The organism is Amycolatopsis sp. NPDC051716 (genome assembly GCF_040681595.1).
In the GTDB taxonomy this organism is placed as follows: Bacteria; Actinomycetota; Actinomycetes; order Mycobacteriales; family Pseudonocardiaceae; genus Amycolatopsis.
The window spans coordinates 12,339-30,871 of sequence record NZ_JBFAZA010000048.1 but is presented as its reverse complement, the minus strand read 5'-3'; the positions used below and the strand labels follow the sequence as shown (position 1 = coordinate 30,871).

At 71.1% G+C, this 18,533-nt stretch carries 21 protein-coding genes and 1 riboswitch; of the genes, 12 read left to right on the top strand and 9 right to left on the bottom strand.

Going from position 1 to position 18,533, the window contains the following annotated elements; translation table 11 throughout:
- Window positions 1-95: 95 nt before the first annotated feature.
- The 7 genes from AB0M30_RS42195 to AB0M30_RS42165 all read left to right on the top strand — a co-directional run bounded on the left by AB0M30_RS42195 (window position 96) and on the right by AB0M30_RS42165 (window position 4,844).
- On the top strand, window positions 96-464 hold the full coding sequence (locus AB0M30_RS42195; RefSeq protein WP_364596720.1) for a DUF742 domain-containing protein: 369 nt from the start codon (window positions 96-98) through the stop codon (window positions 462-464).
- Window positions 439-1,065 carry an ATP/GTP-binding protein gene (locus AB0M30_RS42190; protein WP_103341532.1) on the top strand — a complete coding sequence of 209 codons (627 nt, stop codon included), beginning with the start codon at window positions 439-441 and terminating at the stop codon, window positions 1,063-1,065. The genes AB0M30_RS42195 and AB0M30_RS42190 overlap by 26 nt, the downstream gene beginning before the upstream one ends.
- A 26-nt stretch (window positions 1,066-1,091) precedes the next feature.
- Complete coding sequence (locus AB0M30_RS42185; RefSeq protein WP_364596625.1) at window positions 1,092-2,318, top strand: styrene monooxygenase/indole monooxygenase family protein; 1,227 nt, start codon at window positions 1,092-1,094, stop codon at window positions 2,316-2,318.
- 74 nt (window positions 2,319-2,392) lie between these two features.
- Window positions 2,393-3,259, top strand: a complete 867-nt coding sequence (locus AB0M30_RS42180) for a Ku protein (RefSeq protein ID WP_103341534.1) — start codon at window positions 2,393-2,395, stop codon at window positions 3,257-3,259.
- A 113-nt stretch (window positions 3,260-3,372) separates the two neighbouring features.
- Window positions 3,373-3,582 (top strand): hypothetical protein, encoded by a 210-nt coding sequence (locus AB0M30_RS42175; protein WP_364596622.1) that lies wholly within the window; start codon window positions 3,373-3,375, stop codon window positions 3,580-3,582.
- A gap of 279 nt (window positions 3,583-3,861) precedes the next feature.
- Complete coding sequence (locus AB0M30_RS42170) at window positions 3,862-4,191, top strand: metalloregulator ArsR/SmtB family transcription factor (protein ID WP_364596619.1); 330 nt, start codon at window positions 3,862-3,864, stop codon at window positions 4,189-4,191.
- Complete coding sequence (locus tag AB0M30_RS42165; protein ID WP_364596616.1) at window positions 4,188-4,844, top strand: cation transporter; 657 nt, start codon at window positions 4,188-4,190, stop codon at window positions 4,842-4,844. Before AB0M30_RS42170 ends, AB0M30_RS42165 begins: the two co-directional genes overlap by 4 nt.
- Before the next feature lie 30 nt (window positions 4,845-4,874).
- Here AB0M30_RS42165 and AB0M30_RS42160 read toward each other — a convergent pair whose 3' ends face one another.
- From AB0M30_RS42160 to AB0M30_RS42145, 4 genes are all read right to left on the bottom strand, one after another.
- Window positions 4,875-5,030: a hypothetical protein gene (locus AB0M30_RS42160; RefSeq protein WP_086678182.1), complete on the bottom strand. Its 156-nt coding sequence runs from the start codon at window positions 5,028-5,030 to the stop codon at window positions 4,875-4,877.
- Between the two features lie 124 nt (window positions 5,031-5,154).
- Complete coding sequence (gene ahcY / locus AB0M30_RS42155; protein WP_364596613.1) at window positions 5,155-6,615, bottom strand: adenosylhomocysteinase; 1,461 nt, start codon at window positions 6,613-6,615, stop codon at window positions 5,155-5,157.
- Window positions 6,616-6,698: 83 nt separating this feature from the next.
- Window positions 6,699-6,775, bottom strand: a riboswitch (S-adenosyl-L-homocysteine riboswitch).
- 31 nt (window positions 6,776-6,806) lie between these two features.
- On the bottom strand, window positions 6,807-7,289 hold the full coding sequence (locus tag AB0M30_RS42150; protein WP_364596610.1) for a GNAT family N-acetyltransferase: 483 nt from the start codon (window positions 7,287-7,289) through the stop codon (window positions 6,807-6,809).
- 41 nt (window positions 7,290-7,330) lie between these two features.
- Window positions 7,331-8,221, bottom strand: coding sequence for a diiron oxygenase (locus tag AB0M30_RS42145; protein WP_364596607.1), 891 nt, complete (start codon window positions 8,219-8,221; stop codon window positions 7,331-7,333).
- Window positions 8,222-8,310: 89 nt separating this feature from the next.
- Here AB0M30_RS42145 and AB0M30_RS42140 point away from each other — a divergent pair, with 89 nt between their 5' ends.
- Window positions 8,311-8,970: a TetR/AcrR family transcriptional regulator gene (locus AB0M30_RS42140; RefSeq protein ID WP_364596604.1), complete on the top strand. Its 660-nt coding sequence runs from the start codon at window positions 8,311-8,313 to the stop codon at window positions 8,968-8,970.
- A gap of 10 nt (window positions 8,971-8,980) precedes the next feature.
- Here AB0M30_RS42140 and AB0M30_RS42135 read toward each other — a convergent pair whose 3' ends face one another.
- Complete coding sequence (locus tag AB0M30_RS42135; protein WP_364596601.1) at window positions 8,981-10,006, bottom strand: DNA polymerase IV; 1,026 nt, start codon at window positions 10,004-10,006, stop codon at window positions 8,981-8,983.
- 14 nt (window positions 10,007-10,020) lie between these two features.
- Entirely contained in the window at window positions 10,021-10,284 is a 264-nt protein-coding gene (locus tag AB0M30_RS42130) for a DUF3040 domain-containing protein (RefSeq protein WP_364596598.1), read from the bottom strand.
- A 265-nt stretch (window positions 10,285-10,549) separates the two neighbouring features.
- Between AB0M30_RS42130 and AB0M30_RS42125 the strand changes: the two genes are divergently transcribed.
- Entirely contained in the window at window positions 10,550-11,611 is a 1,062-nt protein-coding gene (locus AB0M30_RS42125) for a cobalamin-independent methionine synthase II family protein (protein ID WP_364596595.1), read from the top strand.
- A gap of 27 nt (window positions 11,612-11,638) precedes the next feature.
- On the opposite strand, the gene AB0M30_RS42120 is transcribed toward AB0M30_RS42125, so the two are convergent.
- The gene (locus tag AB0M30_RS42120; RefSeq protein WP_364596592.1) at window positions 11,639-12,271 is read right to left on the bottom strand and encodes a LysE family translocator; all 633 of its coding nucleotides are present in this window, start codon (window positions 12,269-12,271) and stop codon (window positions 11,639-11,641) included.
- 286 nt (window positions 12,272-12,557) lie between these two features.
- Here AB0M30_RS42120 and ribA point away from each other — a divergent pair, with 286 nt between their 5' ends.
- Window positions 12,558-13,169 carry a GTP cyclohydrolase II gene (ribA, locus tag AB0M30_RS42115; protein ID WP_364596717.1) on the top strand — a complete coding sequence of 204 codons (612 nt, stop codon included), beginning with the start codon at window positions 12,558-12,560 and terminating at the stop codon, window positions 13,167-13,169.
- Between the two features lie 72 nt (window positions 13,170-13,241).
- On the opposite strand, the gene AB0M30_RS42110 is transcribed toward ribA, so the two are convergent.
- A complete protein-coding gene (locus AB0M30_RS42110) occupies window positions 13,242-13,772 on the bottom strand; it encodes a MarR family transcriptional regulator (protein ID WP_364596589.1) in 531 nt (176 codons plus the stop codon).
- A 95-nt stretch (window positions 13,773-13,867) separates the two neighbouring features.
- Here AB0M30_RS42110 and AB0M30_RS42105 point away from each other — a divergent pair, with 95 nt between their 5' ends.
- Both AB0M30_RS42105 and AB0M30_RS42100 read left to right on the top strand, forming a co-directional pair.
- Window positions 13,868-14,830 carry an MBL fold metallo-hydrolase gene (locus AB0M30_RS42105; protein WP_364596586.1) on the top strand — a complete coding sequence of 321 codons (963 nt, stop codon included), beginning with the start codon at window positions 13,868-13,870 and terminating at the stop codon, window positions 14,828-14,830.
- Window positions 14,827-16,362: an FAD-dependent monooxygenase gene (locus AB0M30_RS42100; protein ID WP_364596583.1), complete on the top strand. Its 1,536-nt coding sequence runs from the start codon at window positions 14,827-14,829 to the stop codon at window positions 16,360-16,362. Before AB0M30_RS42105 ends, AB0M30_RS42100 begins: the two co-directional genes overlap by 4 nt.
- Here the strand turns inward: AB0M30_RS42100 and AB0M30_RS42095 are convergent.
- The gene (locus AB0M30_RS42095) at window positions 16,264-18,477 is read right to left on the bottom strand and encodes a discoidin domain-containing protein (protein ID WP_364596580.1); all 2,214 of its coding nucleotides are present in this window, start codon (window positions 18,475-18,477) and stop codon (window positions 16,264-16,266) included. The two genes, AB0M30_RS42100 and AB0M30_RS42095, sit on opposite strands and share 99 nt — an antisense overlap.
- Between the last annotated feature and the right edge of the window lie 56 nt (window positions 18,478-18,533).

The window sequence follows — 18,533 nt, the reverse complement described above, 5'->3', positions numbered from 1 at the left end:
GCTTGCAACACGAGTCTTTTGGGGGTCCGGGTGGCGAAGCCCCCGGCCCGGGGCGAAGCCCCGGCTTGCAACAGGATGTGATGCCCGTGCCTGCAGTGTCCACGTCGGACACCCCGTTGCCGCGCCGGAGCCGCCGGATCCGCGCGTACGCGCTCACCGGCGGCCGCACCGGGACGCGCCACCAGCTGCTGGTGGAGACGCTGATCTCGGTGCCGCGGTACGACCCCGCGCTGAGCGACACGCTCATGCCGGAGTCGCGTTCGCTCTACGAACGCGCCCGGCTGCGCTGCTCGGTCGCCGAGCTCTCGGTCGGGCTGGACCTGCCGCTGGGCGTGGTGCGGGTGCTGCTGGGCGACCTCGCCACCCAGGGCGCGGTGTTCGTGCACCCGACCGCGCACGCCTACCACCACGACACCAACGTGCTCGAGAGGATCCTTGATGGGCTCAAGCGGCTCCCCGCCTGAGGGCGATCTGCTGACGATCTCCGCGAAGATCGTCGTCGCCGGGGGCTTCGGTGTCGGCAAGACCACGTTCGTCGGCGCGGTGTCGGAAGTGCCGCCGATGAGCAACGAGGCGTGGATGACCGAGGCCGGGGAGGGCATCGACGAGATCCCGCCCGGCGGCAAGTCGACCACGACCGTCGCCATGGACTTCGGCCGGATCACGCTGCGCCCGGACCTGCTGCTGTACCTGTTCGGCACGCCGGGGCAGGCGCGCTTCTGGTTCCTGTGGGACGACCTGAGCCGCGGCGCGCTCGGCGCGGTCGTGCTGGTCGACACCAGCCGGATCGACGAGTCGTTCGCGGCGATCAACTACTTCGAGAACGACTCGGAGCTGCCGTTCGTCGTGGCGGTCAACCAGTTCGAGGGCAAGCCGGTGCACGACCTCGACGAGGTGCGTGACGCCCTCGCCCTCGACCCGAGCGTCCCGCTGGTCACCTGCGACGCCCGCGACCGCGCGTCGACAATCGCCACCCTGACCGAACTGGTCGGTCACACGTTGTCACTGGCGGTGCTCTCCGGTCCGGTGGGCCGCGAGCTCGCCGGCAGCGCCCCGCACGCCTGAGTCCCCCGGAAGGTGAAGAGGTCCCCATGCGCAAGGTCCTGGTCGTGGGCGCCGGGCAGTCCGGCCTGCAGCTGGCCCTCGGGCTGCAGGCGAAGGACTACGACGTCACCGTGATGTCCGCGCGGACGCCGGAGGAGATCCGGTCCGGGCGGGTGATGTCGACGCAGTGCATGTTCCACGACGCGCTGCAGCACGAGCGTGACCTCGGGATCAACCTGTGGGAAGCGGAGACGGTCGACGTCGAGGGCCTCGGCGTCTCGGTGGCCGCGCCGGACGGCGGCCGCGCGCTCGACTGGTTCGCCGAGCTCGACAAGCCCGCCCAGTCGGTGGACCAGCGGGTGAAGATGGCCGGCTGGCTGGAGCTGTTCGAAGACCGCGGCGGCAAGCTCGTCATCCACGGCGTGATGACGTCCGAGCTGGACGCGCTGTCCCGGCTGTACGACCTGGTGATCATCTCGGCGGGCAAGGGCGAGCTGGTCCAGCTGTTCGACCGCGTGCCCGAGCGCTCGCCGTACACGCGGCCGATGCGCGCGCTTTCGCTGGTCTACGCCCACGGGGTGGGCCGGCGCCCGGAACACCCGGACAAGGTGGGGGTGCGGTTCAACATCGTCCCCGGCGTCGGCGAGCTGTTCATGATCCCGGCGTACACGCTGAGCGGGAACTGCGACATCCTCTTCTTCGAAGGCGTGCCCGGAGGGCCGCTGGACTGCTTCGACGACCACCCGGGCCCGGACGAGCACTTCCGGCGGGTGCTGGACCTGATGCGGCAGTTCGTGCCGTGGGAGTACGACCGCTGCCGCGACGCGGAGCTGACCGACGCCAAGGCGACCCTGGCCGGCGGGTACCCGCCGGTGGTCCGCCACCCGGTGGGCACCCTGCCGGGCGGGGCGATCGTGCTGGGCATGGCCGACGTCGTCGTGGCGAACGACCCGATCACCGGACAGGGCTCGAACAACGCGAGCCACTGCGCGGCGACCTACCTCGACGCGATCGTCTCCCACGGTGACCGGCCGTTCGACGCGACGTGGATGGAAGCGACGTTCGAGCGCTACTGGGAGTACGCCCGGCACGTGACCGAATGGACGAACGCCCTGCTCCTGCCGCCGCCCCCGCACGTGCTCCAGATCCTCGGCGTGGCCGGGCAGAACCCGGCGGTGGCCCGGCGGTTCGTGAACGGATTCGGCGATCCCACCGACTTCGAGCAGTGGTTCATGGATCCGGCGCTCTGGGAGAAATACCTGGCAGAGGTCTAGATCAGACTGTCGTCGAGGGACGATTCGGGTTACGGTTGTCACGTAGCGTGAAGGCGGACCTCGGAGGTACGGGCATGCGGGCGATGTGGAAGGGCTCGGTGTCCTTCGGGCTGGTCAGCATTCCGATCCAGATGTACGCGGCGACCGAGAACAAGAACGTCTCCCTGCGCCAGGTGCACGAGGCCGACGGCGGCCGCATCCAGTACAAGCGGTTCTGCACGATCGACGGCCAGGAAGTGCCGTACGCCGAGATCGCCAAGGGCTACGAGCTGCCCGACGGCGAGATGGTGGTGATCACCGACGCGGAGATGGCGGAGCTGCCGCTGACCACCCAGCGCACGATCGACGTGCTGGAGTTCGTGCCGCTCGAGTCGATCGACCCGATCCAGTACGACCGGACCTACTACCTCGAGCCGCAGAAGAACGCGGTCAAGCCGTACATCGTGCTGCGGGACGCGCTGCACAAGTCGAGCCAGGTGGCCATCGCGAAGGTCGCGGTCCGGCAGCGGGAGAGCATGGCGGTGCTGCGCGTGCACGCCGACGTGCTGGTGATGACGACGATGCTGTGGCCGGACGAGGTCCGCGAACCCGACTTCCCGTTCCTGCGCGACGACCCGCCGCAGATCCGGCCGCAGGAGCTCACCATGGCCGGGTCGCTGATCGACTCGCTGGCCGAGCCGGTGTTCGAGCCCGAGAAGTACCACGACCACTACCGCGAGGCCCTGGAAGAGATGATCGAGGCCAAGGTCGCCGGCGACGAGACGACCAAGCCGGCCGCGGTCACCGCCAAGGCCGACGTCGTCGACCTGATGGCGGCGCTGCAGGCCAGTGTGGACGCCGCGAAGAAGTCTCGTCAGTCCTCTTCGGAGGCGTCCGAAGAGGACGGCGAACCGGCGAAGAAGAAGCCGGCGGCCCGCAAGCGGGCGCCGAAGCCCGCCTGAGTCGTGTTCGGACGGGTGGTTGCGCCGACACGCCGCCCGGGTACCGTGCCCGCGTGCCACCCGGATCTACCGTGGGGTGCACGTCGTCCACGAGCGCGGAAAGGCGGCCGGTCATGGAGTGTGCTTCCTGTGGCGCCGGGATCGAGCACTGCCACGGCACGCTGGTGGTCCACCCGGACGGTGGATTCGCCGAGTGCACCGATCCGGCCTGTGCGGACGGTGACCGCGTGCGGCACGCGCTGATCGTCGACTGCCGGGGCGTCGGCGGCGGGTGCGGCTGCGCCACCGCGCCGCGGAAAACCCTGCTGCGCCACGCTTCCTGAGCCTCCCGCCAGGATCCGTCCAGGCCTTCCCGGCCGGGTTCCGCACCGGCCGGGGAGGCCTGCACGGCGTTCGGATGGCGTCAAGACGGTGACACGATCGTGTATGCAGCTGTGTACAGGGGCTGGGCGATGTGCTAACACTAACGAGGTCCTTCGGCTCTCCCTCCCCCTCGGAGCCGGAGGACCCTTTCTTTTCCGGGTTTCCCGGTGTTCCGGGTGGCGTGGCGCTGCGGTGGTGTCCGTTGTGGATAGGTCAGCCGCGGCTGTACAGTTCAGTGCATGGTGACCTGTGAGACGCGTGAGTCGGCGCTGGCCCGCATCGGGCGCGCGCTGGCGGACCCGACCCGCTGCCGGATCCTGACCTCGTTGCTCGAAGGGCCCGCCTATCCGGGACGCTTGGCCGGGGAGCTCGGGCTGAGCCGGTCCAACGTCTCGAACCACCTGTCGTGCCTGCGCGGCTGCGGGCTCGTGGTGGCCGGCTACGAAGGTCGTCAGGTGCGGTACGAGATCGCCGACGAACACCTGGCCCGTGCGCTGCGGGAACTCGTCCAGGTCGTCCTGGCGGTCGAACCGCGGGCGGCCTGCGAAGACGAAGTGGTGGCGCGATGACGCCGGAACCGGCCGCGGGGGCCTGCGCCGGCGGGTGCTGCGCGCCGCCGGGGGCCGGGCCGGATCGCCGGGTGGTGCTGGTGCGGCGGGTCCGGCTGCTGGTGGCCGCGACCATCACCTACAACGTCGTCGAGGCCGTCGTTGCCCTCACGGCCGGCGCCGCGGCTTCGTCCGGGGCGCTGATCGGCTTCGGGCTGGACTCGGTGATCGAGGTCGCGTCGGCGGCCGCGGTCGCGTGGCAGTTTTCCGGTCGCGATCCCCGCGCGCGGGAACGGCGGGCGTTGAAAGGGATCGCGATTTCCTTTTTCGCGCTCGCGATTTACGTGACGGGGGAGGCTGTCGGTGCGTTTTTAACCGGCGCTTCGCCGGAAACTTCGCGGACCGGAATCGTGCTCGCGGCCATTTCCCTCGTGGTGATGCCCATGCTGTCGGGTGCGCAGCGCCGGGCCGGGCGGGAGCTGGGCTCCGCCAGTGCGGTGGCGGATTCGCGGCAGACTTTGCTCTGCGCTTACCTTTCCGCGGTCCTGCTGGCGGGGTTGCTGCTCAACGCCCTGTTCGGCTGGTGGTGGGCCGACCCCCTCGTCTCGCTCGCGATCGCCGGGGTGGCGGTGCAGGAAGGCCGAACGGCCTGGCGCGGCCAGCATTGCTGCTGACGCGCGCCAGGCCGTGGCGGAGTTTCGAGATCAGTACCAGTGCGCCCGCCCGCCGATCCGGCGGCCGGTGCCGCCCAGGATGGCCAGCGCCACACCGGCCACCGCGAGAATGATGCCGATGGTGTACAGCACCGGGATACCGACGATGAACCCGATGATCAGGAGAATTACACCGAGAACGATCACTTGACACACTCCTTCGCACGAGACCCGGCCCGGCTCCGTGCCGTCCGGGCGGATGCGCTTCTCTCGAGGGGAGGATGGCCAGTTTCCGGATAAACCAAACTACGGCGAATGGAGCAATCTTGGATCAGTACCGATAGTGATCGAGCTTGTACGGACCTTCGACGTCGACGCCGATGTACTCGGCCTGCGCCTTCGTGAGCTTGGTGAGCTTCACGCCGAGCGCGTCGAGGTGCAGGCGGGCCACCTTTTCGTCGAGGTGCTTCGGCAGCCGGTGGACGTCGGTGGCGTACTCGCCGGGCTTGGTGAACAGCTCGATCTGCGCGATCGCCTGGTTGGTGAACGAGTTCGACATCACGAAGGACGGGTGCCCGGTCGCGTTGCCCAGGTTCATCAGCCGCCCCTCGGACAGCACGATGATCGCGTGGCCGTCCGGGAAGGTCCACTCGTGCACCTGCGGCTTGATCTCGTTCTTCACGACGCCCGGCAGCTTCGCCAGCCCGGCCATGTCGATCTCGTTGTCGAAGTGCCCGACGTTGGCGACGATCGCGTTGTGCTTCATCCGGCTCATCCGGGCGGCGGAGATGATGCCGAAGTTACCGGTGGTGGTGATGAAGATGTCGGCCGTCTCGACGACGTCGTCGAGCTCGACGACGTCCAGCCCGTCCATGGCGGCCTGCAGCGCGCAGATCGGGTCGATCTCGGTGACCGCGACCCGGGCGCCCTGGCCGCGCAGCGCCTCGACCGCGCCCTTGCCGACGTCGCCGTAGCCGCAGACGAGGACGCGCTTGCCGCCGATCATCACGTCGGTGGCCCGGTTCAGGCCGTCCACAAGGGAGTGCCGGATGCCGTACTTGTTGTCGAACTTGGACTTCGTCACCGAGTCGTTGACGTTCATCGCCGGGAAGAGCAGCTCGCCGTCCTTGGCCAGCTTGTAGAGCCGCTTGACGCCGTTGGTGGTTTCCTCGGTGACGCCGCGGATCTCCTTGGCCATGCGGGTGAAGTGGTCACCGTCGGCCGCCACGCTCGCGCGGAGGGTCTCGAGGACGATCCGGTACTCCTCCGGGTCCTCTTCGGACGGCTGCGGGACCGCGCCCGCCGCCTCGAACTCGACTCCCTTGTGGACGAGCAGCGTGGCGTCGCCGCCGTCGTCGAGAATCATGTTCGGGGACTGGCCGCCGGGGAAGGCGAAGAGCTGGTCGGTGCACCACCAGTACTCTTCGAGGGTTTCGCCCTTCCACGCGAACACCGAGGTGCCCGCCGGGGCGTCGACGGTGCCTTGCGGGCCGACGACGACCGCGGCGGCGGCCTCGTCCTGGGTGGAGAAGATGTTGCAGGACACCCAGCGCACCTGCGCGCCGAGCGCCACCAGGGTCTCGATGAGCACGGCGGTCTGCACGGTCATGTGCAGCGACCCGGCGATGCGCGCGCCCTTCAGCGGCTGCGCGGCGGCGTACTCGCGGCGGATCGCCATCAGGCCGGGCATCTCGTGCTCGGCCAGCCGCAGCTGGGTGCGGCCGGCGTCGGCCAGCGCGAGGTCGGCCACGGCGAAGTCGAGGCCATTGCGGTTCTGCAGTTTGTCACTCATGCTTCGATGCACTCCGGAGTTCGTCGGCGAAACGCTCGGGAGGCAGCACGAAGTCCTTGCGGACAACGAGAAAGGCACCTCCCGCACGGGAGGCGCCCTTGGAGTCGTGTTCCGGGCCGAGCGTGGCGGAAAGGATTCCGTCGCAGCGCCTCTCGGCCCGGAACCAGGATGGCAAAGCCGCGGCGAGGCTGTCAAGCGAGCGAGCGGGCCATGAGAACGTCGTCGACGTCGGTGTCGTCGATGCGGAACTCGCCCCGCAGCACGCCTTCCACGACGAACCCGCAGCGTTCGTAGACCCGGCGGGCGCCGGTGTTGTGACCCAGCACCCGCAGCGTCAGCTTGCGGGCGCCGCGCTCCCGCGCTTCGGCCACGGCGGCGTCGACGAGCCGGCGCGCGATGCCGAGCCGCTGCCGCCGCGGGTCGACGGCGAGCCCGCCGATCACCCGGACGTGCCGGTGGGCGGGGATGGCGAACCCTTCGGCGAGCCGGACGTACCCGGTCACCACGCCGTCCTGCTCGGCGACCAGGACGTCTTCGGGCCGGGTGTCCCCGTCGAAGAAGGGTGTGCCGGGTGGCGGCGGGGGAGCGGGGGACATGGCCGAGGTCCAGGTTCGCCGGTCGATCTCGGCGAGCGCGGCTTCGTCGCCGGTGCGGGCCGTCCTGATCGTGATCACCGGGCCATCCTGGCCGAAGCCGGCACCCCGGCGCGAAGGATTTAGAGCAGGTGCGCGCGCCGCCAGATGCCTTCGGAGCGGCCGCCGATCAGGTCCGCGTCGCGCAGGAACGGCACGATCTTCTCCGCCATCCAGCGGCGGGTCTCGTGGAAGTGCGGGTTCGCCAGCGCTGCCGCGCGGCCCTCCCGCGGGTCGATCCCGACGCTGCGGTAGATCCGCGCGTCGACCATGCTGTCGATCACGCCGAACGCCACCAGTGCGGTCCGCAGCCGGTGCCGCTGCAGGGCCGCCTTCGACAGCTTCGGGGTCTCGCGCAGCACCTCCTCCTTCGCGAACCGGACGTGCCGGGCCTCTTCGACCACGTGGATGCGGTTGACCGAGCGGATCAGCGGCTGGATGCCGTCGTCGTCCATCATCGACCGCTGGAGCCGGTCGGTGGTCTCCTCCGCGACCAGCACGCTGGCGAACATCGACGGGCCGGCGGCGGTCGCGCCGAACACCTTCGCGGCGCGGTGGACCACCTTGGGGACGCCGTACCGCGGGACGCCGAGCCGCTGCGCGGTGCGGGCGAACATCACCGAGTGCCGCGTCTCGTCGCCGATCTCGGTCATCGCGTACTGCGCGTGCTCGGTGCGCGCGTCCAGGTCGAAGACGTACCGGGCGAGCAGCTGCATCAGGACGATCTCGAACCACAGGCCGACGCTCATGATGCTGGCGATCTCGTGCTTGGACAGCTCGATCCGCTGCTCCGGCGTCAGCCTCGCCCAGAGCTCCGTGCCGTAGAGGGAGACGCGCTCGAGCGGCATGTACGCCTTGCCCTCGGCGAGCGGCGCGTCCCAGTCGATGTCGACGTGCGGGTCGTAGCTGTTCTTCGCCGAGCTCTTGAGCAGGCGAGCCGCGGTGACGTCCCGGTCCTGGGCCTCGACGCCCATGGCGGCCTCCGAAAAAAGTAGGGGGTACGCGGTGTACTAGCTACTTCGGGAGCGTACACCGCCCGGCGGCGCGTGAGTAGGCTTTCGCCGTGACCAAGGTCGACGGACGGGCGACGCGCTGGGCGGGCCAGCAGGAACGGCGGCGCGCGGAGTTCGTCGACGCCGCGCTGGCCGCCATCGCCGAGCACGGCCCGGACGTGTCCACCGAGCAGATCGCCGAACGCGCCGGCGTCGCGCGCACCCGCCTGTACCGGCACTTCGACGGCGCGGAAGACCTCCGGCGGGCGATCGCCCAGCGGGCGGCCGAGCTGGTGACGGCCGACCTGGCGCCGCTCTGGCACCCCGAAGGCTCGCCGAACGAGATGATCTCCACGGTGATCTCGACGCACCTGCGCTGGCTGACCGAGCACGCCCACCTGCACCGCTACCTGGCCCGCGCGCAGCCGGGCGCCGCGGACGACCGCCCGGACGTCCGCGGCGCGATCGCCCGCCACCTCAGCCGGCTGTTCACCGGCTACCTGACGGCGCTCGGGCTGGACCCGGCCCCGGCGGACACCATCGCGTTCGGCCTGGTCGGTTACGTCGAATCGGCGACGACCCGCTGGCTCGACCACCCGGGCGCGCTGAGCCTGCCCCAGCTGACCGCGCAGCTCACCGGCACGATCTGGGCGATGCTGGACCACACCCTGCGAGCGGGCGGCGTCGAGCTGGACCCGGACCGGCCGCTGCCGCTGCCGGACGGGCTGTAGATCCGGAGAGCTAGTCCTCGCGGGGGAATTCGGCCCGCACGCCCAGCAGCCGGACCGCCCGGGTCAGCTCGAACATCCCGAGCACCTCCCGCGCCGCTCGGTCGAGCGCGGCCGCGTCCGACGTCGGTTCCGGCAGCGTGATGCTGTGCGTGTGGGTCAGGAACGGCACGAACCGCACCTTGACCGCCACCCGCGCCGCCGGGCGGCCCTCGTCGAGGACGTCCTGGGCGACGCGCTGGGCCAGCGCCGTGACCTCGGCTGCCATCTCGGCCGGGTCCGTCAGGTCGCGCTGGAACGTTGTTTCGCGGCTGCGGGAGCGGGCCACCCACGGGGTCGCGCTCACCTCGGCGTCGCTGATGCCGCCGCCGAGCAGCCGCAGCCACGGGCCGGTCTTCGGGCCGAACCGCGCGGCGAGCTCCGCCGGGTCGGCCCCGGCCAGGTCCAGGACCGTGGTGATGCCCAGCTCGGCAAGCTTCTTCGCCGTCTTGCCGCCGATGCCCCACAGCGCGTCGGTCGGGCGGGTGGCCATCACCTCCCACCAGTTCTCCCGCGTCAGCCGGTAGATCCCGCCCGGCTTGCCGAACCCGGTGGCCAGCTTGGCCCGCAGCTTGTTGTCCCCGATCCCGACCGCGCACGACAGGCCCGTCTCGCGCGCCACCGCCTCCTTGATCGCGGCGGCCAGCGCCTCGGGGTCGGCCGTCTCCGCGCCGACGAACGCCTCGTCCCAGCCCAGCACCTCGACCACGACCGGCAGCTCGCGGACCGCGGCCATCACACGCGCCGACACCTCGAGGTAGGCGTCCGGGTCACTGGGCAGGAAGACGGCGTCCGGGCAGCGCTTGGCGGCGATCCGCAGCGGCATGCCGGACTGGACGCCGAACTCGCGGGCCTCGTACGACGCCGTCGCGACGACCGCGCGCTCGGCGGGGTCGCCGTTGCCGCCGACCACGACGGGCTTCCCGCGCAGCTCCGGGTGGCGGGCGATCTCGACCGCGGCGATGAACTGGTCGAGGTCGACGTGCAGGACCCACTTCACCCGCCCAGTCTGCCTCAGATCCGGTGCCGCGCCACGTGGGTCCAGACGGTGGCGGTGAGCGCGATGATCCCGCACAGCGTCACGCCCGGGTCGGGCAGTACCAAGCCCAAGACCAGCAGCGTCACGGCGGTGATATCGAAGAAGATCAGGACGGCGCTCCGGAGCCCGCGCGACTTCGGGCGCCGGCCGTCGCGCAACGCGGCAGCCAGATCCGGGTCGCTGAGCTCCAGGGTGCGCTCGATCTTCTCGAGCTCGGTGCGGTCGTGGTGACTGAGCATCGGGCCTCCTTCGGCGCCGAACCCGCCGTATCGCCGTAGCGAATACCCAATCGTCCTCCTGGCGAACCGCCAAACGCCTTCTCATTTCGTGCTTTTCTCTGGTCCGACCGGGTGATCCGCGCTCTGTGACCGGCTCCGGCCACGTTAAGTTGCCCCGAGAACGTCGCCGGTCACGGCCCGGACGGCGGGTGGGGGCGGCCGGGTGGCCACGTCCTGCCGTCGTGCCGGTGACCGGCCGGGCCCGTCAACCAGCCGGAGGACTTTCATGACCCTGCCCACCGAACCGATCGGCAGCATCCCGCGTCCCGCCTACCTCGTCGAAGGCCTCGGCGAGTTCGCCGCGGGCCGGCTCGACGCCGCCGAGCTCGCCGAACTCGAGAGCCGGGCGCTGGCCGACACCATCCGCCGGTTCGAGGAGACCGGCTCGCCGGTGCTGACCGACGGAGAGCAGGGCAAGCCGAGCTTCGCGACGTACCCGCTGGCCGGGCTGGAAGCCCTGGCGCCCGACGGCGTCGTCATCCCGTTCGCCGACGGGCACACCCGGCAGCTGCCGCGGCTGACCGCCGGCCCGTTCCGCTACGCGACGCACGCCGACTCGTACCTGACGCGCGCGAAAACGCTTACCGACCGGCCCGTCAAGCAGGCGGTGATCGCCGCGTCCGCCGTGTCGCTGATCTACCCGGCCGGCGGCATCGATGGGTACTCGCAAGACCAGTTCGTCGCCGACCTGGTGAACGAGGCCGAGGCGGACATCCGGGGCAGCCTCGACGCGGGCGCGGACAGCGTGCAGATCGACTTCACCGAAGGGCGGCTGTCGCTGAAGCTCGACCCGTCCGGCGGGCTGCTGCGCCAGTTCGTCGAGCTCAACAACGCCGTGCTCGACCGGTTCACCGCCGAGGAGCGCGCGAAGATCGGCGTCCACACCTGCCCGGGTGGCGACCAGGACTCCGTGCACAGCCTCGACGTCGACTACGCGGGCCTGCTGCCGGCGTTGTTCGACCTCAAGGCCGGCCGCTTCTTCGTCCAGCTGGCCAGCGAAGCCGACCCGGAGCGGGCGCTGCGGGTGATCGCCGAGCACCTCAAGGCCGACCAGCGGGTCTTCGTCGGGGTCATCGACCCGATCGACCCGCGGGTGGAGACCGCGGAGGAGGTCCGGGACCGGGTGCTCACCGCGGCGAAGTACGTGCCGGCCGACCGGCTGGGCACCTGCGACGACTGCGGGTTCTCGCCGTTCGCCGACGACACGTCGACCTCGCGTGACATCGCGTTCGCGAAGATCGCGGCGCGGGTCGAGGGCACGCGGCTGGCGTCGGAGCAGCTCGGCTGAGTGGACGGCGTGAGCCCGGGGCCGGGCTCACGCCGTTTCGGCGGCGACCTTCAGCCCGAGGGCGACGAGCACGGTGCCCAGGAGGGCGTCGAGGCCCCGGCGGACGCGGCCGGCGCTGAAGAACCGCTTCAGCGCCCCGACCACGACGGCGAGGGTGACGAACCACAGGATCGTGCCCGCGGTGGCGATCGCGGCCAGTTCGAGCGTCTGCAGGGTCGAGCCGTCGGCGGGCAGGAACTGGGGGAGCAGGGCCAGGAAGTACACGGCGACCTTGGGGTTGAGCAGGTTCGTCACCAGGCCCTGCCGGAAGGCGGCCCCGGCCTCGAGCCGGCGCGTCCCGGTGGTCTCGGTGAGGTCCCGGTACTCGCCGCGGCGCACGGCCAGCCACGCCTTGACGCCGAGGACCACCAGGTAGGCCGCGCCGGCCAGCTTGACCACGGTGAACGCGACCGCCGACGCGGTGAGCACGGCGGCGACACCCAGGGCGATCGCGACCACCCAGGCGAAGACACCGAGCGCGATCCCGAGCCCGGCGGCCATCCCGGCCCGCCGCCCGCCGGCGAGCGCCGAGCGCGTCACGACGACGAAGTCGGGCCCGGGCGACATCGCCCCGAGCACGACGACCAACAGGAACGAGGCGGCGGTGGCACCGGGGATCATGCCCCCGAGAATACGACCCGGCCGCCACCGGTTTTCCCGCCTCGCACCGTCCGGTTCGAGCCGGCGCGCGTGATCGGAGGGCCGACACACGTGATCAGAAGGTCGACACGCGTGATTCCCGGGTCGACACGGCACGGGCGGGGAAGTGGCCGTGTCGTCCTGCTGATCACGCGTGTCGACCGTCTAAACACGCGTGTCGACCCTCCAGGCACGGTGCTCGGGGGCCGGTGTTCGAATTTGAACTTCGTGTAGGGTCGATCTTGTGGGTGATTCCAGGGGCGAGGGCATGACGGCCGGGGTGCGGACGCGGGTGCGGATCCCGCTGCGGCTCGACGGCGGCATCGCGGTCGACGCCGAAGCCGTCACCTTCCGCGGCCTGGCCGACGGCGGTGAGCACCTGGCGTTCGTCCTGGGCACGCCCGGCGAGGTGCCACTGGTGCGGCCGCACTCGGAATGCCTGACCGGCGACGTCTTCGGGTCGGCGCGCTGCGACTGCGGCCCGCAGCTGGCCGAGGCCGTCGCGCGGATCTCCGAGACCGGCGGGTACCTGCTGTACCTGCGCCAGGAGGGCCGGGGAATCGGCCTGTACAACAAGCTCGACGCGTACGCCCTGCAGGACGGCGGCCTCGACACCTACGCCGCGAACGCCGCGCTCGGGCTGCCCGAAGACGCCCGCGACTACACGGTCGCCGCCCAGATGCTGGGTGCGCTCGGGGTGGACCGGGTCGACCTGCTGTCGAACAACCCGGACAAGGCGGCCCAGCTGCGGGCGGCCGGGATCGCGGTGCGCGACCGGGTCCCGACGGGGGTGTTCGCGACCGAGAACAACGTCCGGTACCTGCGGGCGAAGGCCGAGCAGACCGGGCACACGCTCAGCCTGCCCGGCCTGGCCAGCTGACCCACGCGGCCGGGCCGCGTACCCGGGCGGCCGGTTCGCGTGCCTGGAGGGTCGGGTTGCGTACCTGGAGGGTCAGGTAAGGCGCTGGGCCGCCGCGGCCGCGGGGCTCGTGGTGAGTTTCTCCAGCAGGCCGATCAGGGTGGTCTGTTCCGCCGGGGTCAGGGATGCCACCCAGGCCTGCTCGCGCTCGTTGTGCTCTTGGTAGGCGTCGGTCACCGCGGTGTGGCCCGCTTCGGTCAGCGCCAGCTGCACCGCGCGGCGGTCGTGGGGGACCGCGGTGCGCGTCGCCAGGCCGTCCCGCTCCAGGGTCTTGACCAGCGCGGACACCGCCGCGCGGCTCATCCCGGCGAGCCGGGCCACGTGGCGGGACTCCAGCGGGCCGGCCAGCCACAGGACGAACAGCACCCGGAAGCCGGCCCAGCTCCAGCCGCGCGGGCGGTGGACCGTCGACTCCCAGTCGTAGACGAGCGCGCCGGCCAGCCGGTGCAGCGTGAGGCCGAGGCGCATCGCCACCGGGTCGGTCGTGGGCAGCTCGGCCTGCGTCTTCCCGATCGCGTAGTCGACGAACGAGAGGTAGTCGAGGTCGGCCGGTCGGTCGGTCATGCCGGACAGGTTAGGGGAAGGAGGGTTCCCCGCCGTGGTCCGGCGGGCTAGCCTGGCCCGATAGTCAATCCTTTGACGATCAAGGAGCGCTCGCCGTGACGAAGAAAGCCTTCGCCTCTTCGGCCGACCTGGCGGAGAAAGCGCAGACCCTCGAGAACCTCGCGGACGGCGTCTGGGCGCTGACCGCCGAGGGCGACCCGAACATCGGCGCGATCGAAGGCGAGGACTTCCTCGTCTGCTTCGAAGCACTGGCCACGCCCGTCGCGGCCGGGGAGTGGCTCGCGAAACTGCGGGAGCACACCGACAAGCCGGTGCGGTACCTGGTGCTGAGCCACTACCACGCCGTGCGCGTGCTCGGCGCGTCCGCGTTCGACGCCGACGTGATCGTCGCGCACGAGAACACCCGCGCCCTGGTCGCCGAGCGCGGCAAGGAGGATTGGGAAAGCGAGTTCGGCCGGATGCCGCGGCTGGCGAAGGGCGCGGAGTCGGTGCCCGGCCTCACCTGGCCGACGCTGACCTTCTCCGACCGGCTCACGATCGACCTCGGTGGCGACCGCGGCGACCTCGTCCTGCAGTACTGCGGGCGAGGGCACACCGGAGGCGACATCGTGGCGTGGCTGCCGCGGCAGAAGATCCTCTACGCCGGCGACCTCGTGGAAGCGGAAGCCGCGCTGTACACCGGCGACGCGTTCCACCGCGACTGGGCGTCGTCCACTTTGGACCGGGTGGCCGCCTTCGGGGCCGAGACCCTGATCGGCGGCCGCGGCGGAGTGAGCCGCGGCCGCGCGGCGGTCGACGCCGCCATCGCGCAGACCCGGCACTTCCTGGACACGATGCTCCGCGAGGTCGGTGCGGTCCGCGACGCCGGCGGCACGCTCAAGGAAGCCTTCGAGCGCACGCATGCGGCCCTGAACGACCAGTACGGGCACTGGCCGATCTTCGAGCACTGCCTGCCCTTCGACGTCTCCCGGTTGTGGGACGAGCTCGGCGGCATCGAACGGCCGGTCGTGTGGACGGCCGAGCGCGACCGCGAAGTCTGGGACCAGCTCCAAGGATGAGGGTCGCCGTCCTGGGCAGCGGCCCGGTCGGCCAGACGGCCGCGCTGCTGCTGGCGCGCCGGGGTGTACCGGTCGTGCTCGTCGACGAGCACGAGGTGCGCGATCCCGTGGGGTCCAAGGCTATCTGCCAGCAACGGGACACTTTGGACGTCTGGGCGTCGCTCGGCGCGGGCTGCCTGGCCGAGGAGGGCCTCACTTGGACGACCGCGCGGACGTTCCACCGCGCCACCGAGCTGTTTTCGCTGAAGCTCCCCGACGGTGGCTCGGCGCTGCCGCCGTTCGTCAACTTGTCGCAGGCCCGCGTCGAGGAGGTCCTGGACGAGCTGATCGAGCGGGAGCCGCTCATCGACGTCCGCCGCGGCCACCGCGTCACTGGCCTCACCCAGCCGGGGTGCGTCGAAATCCGGTGCGAGACGCGAGCCGGGCCGTGCCGGATCGAGGCCGACTACGCGATCGCCTGCGCGGGCGCGCGGGGCGACACCGTGCGGCGGGCGCTCGGGCAGCACCTCGAAGGGGTGTCGTTCCGGGACCTGTTCCTGATCTGCGACATCCGCGCCGACCTGCCGGGCTGGGCGGCCGAGCGGCGGTTCTGGTTCGACCCGCCGTGGAACCCGGGCCGCCAGGTGCTCATCCACCCGTGCCCGGGCTCGCGGTTCCGCATCGACTGGCAGGTGCCCGAGGACTACGACCTCGCGGCCGAGGAGTCGGGCGGGGCGATGGAGGCGCGGATCCGGGCGATCATCGGCCCGGTGCCCTACGAGGTGCTCTGGCGGTCGGTGTACCGCTTCCACACGCGCCTCGTCGACCGGATGCGCGTCGGGCGCGTGCTGCTGGCCGGGGACTGCGCGCACCTCGTCGCGCCGTTCGGGGCGCGCGGGCTCAACTCCGGCGTGGCCGACGCGGAGAACGCGGCCTGGAAGCTGGCCGCCGTCCTGCGCGGCGACGCGGGGGAGGAGCTGCTGGAGAGCTACCACACCGAGCGGCACGCGGCGGCGGTGGAGAACGCGGCCGTCACCACCGCGACGATGGACTTCCTGGTGCCCCAGGACGACGAGCGGCGCCGTCACCGGCTCGACGTCCTCACCCGGGCGGCGCACGACCCGGCCGCCGGCGAGCAGGTCGACTCGGGCCGGCTGGCGGAACCGTTCTGGTACGTGGACTCGCCGCTGACCACGCCCGACCCGGAACGGCCGTTCGCGGGCCGGCCGCCGCGAGGCGCCTTGCCGCCGCCGGGACCGGGCGTGCTGCTCCCGGACGTCACCGTCGCGAGTGGACGGTTGCGCGACCTGGCGCGGCAGGGGTTCCTGCTCCTGACGACGCCGGGCGTGCGGGCGGTGGGCGTGCGGTCGGTGGAAATCCCGCTGGGCGGGGCGCTGGGTGCGCGTCCGGGCGAAGCCTGGCTGGTCCGCCCGGACGCGTACGTCGCCGCCGTGTTACGGGTAGGAGACCAGCGGGCTCACCTGGTGCCCGGTGTTCGCGGCATCACCCGAATCGTTGATGACGTGGGCGATCGTGCCGACCCCGCCGAGTGACACCGACACCAGGTTGTGGAACCGGACGCCGCCGTTGTTCGGCACCTCGAACGAATGACTGGCCACGATGGACGGATTCGTGTTGAAGAAGCAGTAGCTGCCCAGTCCCCAGCCTTCGTGGCTGGTCACCGAGTCGGCCACCTTGTACGCCGCCCAGCCCTGCCGGCCGCCGCCGCTGGACCAGGACGCCTGGTCCGGCGGGTCGTACGGCATCTCGTTCTGGAAGAAGTACGTCCGCCCGCCGTTGCCGTTCCAGAGCACCTCGTACTGCTGGTAGTGCTCGACGAACAGGCCGTACATCGTCACGTTCGCCCCGTTGACGACCAGGCCGTTCGCCGCGGTGTTGACGTTCCAGCCGACGCCGTTCGAGTGGTCGCCGCGCCACAGCCACATGTGGTCGCCGATGACGTTGTTCGAGTTGACCACCAGCGTCTGCGTGGCCTTCCCGACGGTCGCGCCGCCGATCCGGAAGAACACGTCGTGCAGCGACGTCGGGTCGGCCGCGTGGCCGGCGTTCGAGCCCGGCTGGCCGACCTGCACCAGCACCGGCGAGTTCACCGCACCCGCGTCGATCAGCAGCCCGGCGATCTTCACGCCGTCCACATCGGACGTCGTGATCGCCGCGGTCCCGTTGGTGGGCATCAGCGTCGCCAGGCCGAGGCCGAGCACCACGGTGTCCGGGCGGGTGACGTTCAGCGCCTGGTCGAGGTGGTACACACCCGGGGTCACGAGCAGGTGCTTGCCCGCGGCCAGCGCGGCGTTGAGCGTCGCAGCCGAGTCGGACGGGTGCGCCACGTAGAACTCGCTGAGCGAGATCGACTGCCCGGCCGGTGCGCCGTGGCCCCAGCTGGTGCCGGACGAGTTCTGCCGCAGCGCCGGGACGAACACGTTGTAGCTGCCCGAGCCGTCGACGTAGAGGAACGGCTTCTCGCGGATCACCGGCGTCTGGCCGACGACGGTCTCCGGCGGGTTCGGGAACGACGCCGGCGGGGTGCCGGTCGAGCCGACGAACACCATGTTCCAGACGCCGCCCTGCCAGCCGCCCAGCTCGCTGTTGCGGGTCAGGAACTGCTGCTGCGACCCGGAAACGGCGACGCCGTCGATCTTGCTGTCGGCGATCAGGCCGCCGCTGGCCCAGCCGTCACCGCCGTTCCACAGCTGGATCTGGCTGCCCTTGAGGTGCATCCGGCGGTAGGGTGCGGCCTGCGCGACGGCCCAGCGCTCGACCTGGCCGGCCGGCAGCGTCACCGACAGGTTTTCGGCCGACCGCCAGAAGTTCTGGGTCGCGTTGCCCTTGTTGGCCGGGTTGTCACCCTGCTGCAGCCAGTCCGCCTCGACGCGGACGTGACCGTTGAGGTTGACGTCGTCGGGGGAGAGACCCAGCCCGGCGACCTGCTCGTAGAAGCCGAGGTTGACGTCGGCGTTGTAGCTGCCCGGTTTGAAGAGCACGGCGTAACGCTCGTTGCCGAACTGGTTCGTGTGCTGCTGGTTCGCGAGCTGCGTCAGCCGGTTCTGGATCGTCGCGGCCGGGGTCGACGGGTCGAACACCGACACGTTCGGCCCGAGGTCCGGGTTGCGCGGGTCGGTCGGCGGGATGGTCGTCCCGCCGCCGCTGCCGTGCACGGCCACTTCCCACAGGGAGTAGCCGTAGCCGGTCGCCCGCTGGGTGCCGTAGACCCGCAGGTAGCGGGCGGTCCCGGTGAGGGCCACCGTCTGCGTGCCGCCGGCGCCGGTGGTGGTCGAGTACGCCGTGGTCCAGCTGGTCGCGTCAGTGGACAGCTGGACGCTGAACGCCTTCGCGTAGGCGGCTTCCCAGCTGAGCATCACGTCGCAGAGCTGCTGCGCGGAGCCCAGGTCGACCTGCAGCCACTGCGGGTCGCCGAACGCGCTGGACCACCGGGTCCCGGTGTTGCCGTCGACCGCGGCGGACGCGGGTGTCCCGCCGTTCTCGGCCGAGGACGCGGTCGCGGGGTGGCCCTGCGCGAGGTTGGTGGTGCCGCACGCGGCGGCCTGCGCCGGTGCGGAGCCGACCACCGCCGCGGTGGTGACCGCGGTGACGAAGGTGGTGGCGATGACGAGGAGGCGGTGTACGGGGGAGAACGTCGTTGATCTCATCGGCCTGCCTGCTGATCGGGGGGAGGACGTGCGAAACGGACCGGGCGAGCCCCACA

Coding starts and splice junctions, on each gene's coding strand:
- AB0M30_RS42190 (WP_103341532.1), top strand. CDS start 439: ATGGGCTCAAGCGGCTCCCCGCCTGAGGGCGATCTGCTGACGATCTCC.
- AB0M30_RS42185 (WP_364596625.1), top strand. CDS start 1,092: ATGCGCAAGGTCCTGGTCGTGGGCGCCGGGCAGTCCGGCCTGCAGCTG.
- AB0M30_RS42180 (WP_103341534.1), top strand. CDS start 2,393: ATGCGGGCGATGTGGAAGGGCTCGGTGTCCTTCGGGCTGGTCAGCATT.
- AB0M30_RS42175 (WP_364596622.1), top strand. CDS start 3,373: ATGGAGTGTGCTTCCTGTGGCGCCGGGATCGAGCACTGCCACGGCACG.
- AB0M30_RS42170 (WP_364596619.1), top strand. CDS start 3,862: ATGGTGACCTGTGAGACGCGTGAGTCGGCGCTGGCCCGCATCGGGCGC.
- AB0M30_RS42165 (WP_364596616.1), top strand. CDS start 4,188: ATGACGCCGGAACCGGCCGCGGGGGCCTGCGCCGGCGGGTGCTGCGCG.
- ahcY (WP_364596613.1), bottom strand. CDS start 6,615: ATGAGTGACAAACTGCAGAACCGCAATGGCCTCGACTTCGCCGTGGCC.
- AB0M30_RS42145 (WP_364596607.1), bottom strand. CDS start 8,221: ATGGGCGTCGAGGCCCAGGACCGGGACGTCACCGCGGCTCGCCTGCTC.
- AB0M30_RS42130 (WP_364596598.1), bottom strand. CDS start 10,284: ATGCTCAGTCACCACGACCGCACCGAGCTCGAGAAGATCGAGCGCACC.
- AB0M30_RS42125 (WP_364596595.1), top strand. CDS start 10,550: ATGACCCTGCCCACCGAACCGATCGGCAGCATCCCGCGTCCCGCCTAC.
- AB0M30_RS42120 (WP_364596592.1), bottom strand. CDS start 12,271: ATGATCCCCGGTGCCACCGCCGCCTCGTTCCTGTTGGTCGTCGTGCTC.
- ribA (WP_364596717.1), top strand. CDS start 12,558: ATGACGGCCGGGGTGCGGACGCGGGTGCGGATCCCGCTGCGGCTCGAC.
- AB0M30_RS42110 (WP_364596589.1), bottom strand. CDS start 13,772: ATGACCGACCGACCGGCCGACCTCGACTACCTCTCGTTCGTCGACTAC.
- AB0M30_RS42100 (WP_364596583.1), top strand. CDS start 14,827: ATGAGGGTCGCCGTCCTGGGCAGCGGCCCGGTCGGCCAGACGGCCGCG.
- AB0M30_RS42095 (WP_364596580.1), bottom strand. CDS start 18,477: ATGAGATCAACGACGTTCTCCCCCGTACACCGCCTCCTCGTCATCGCC.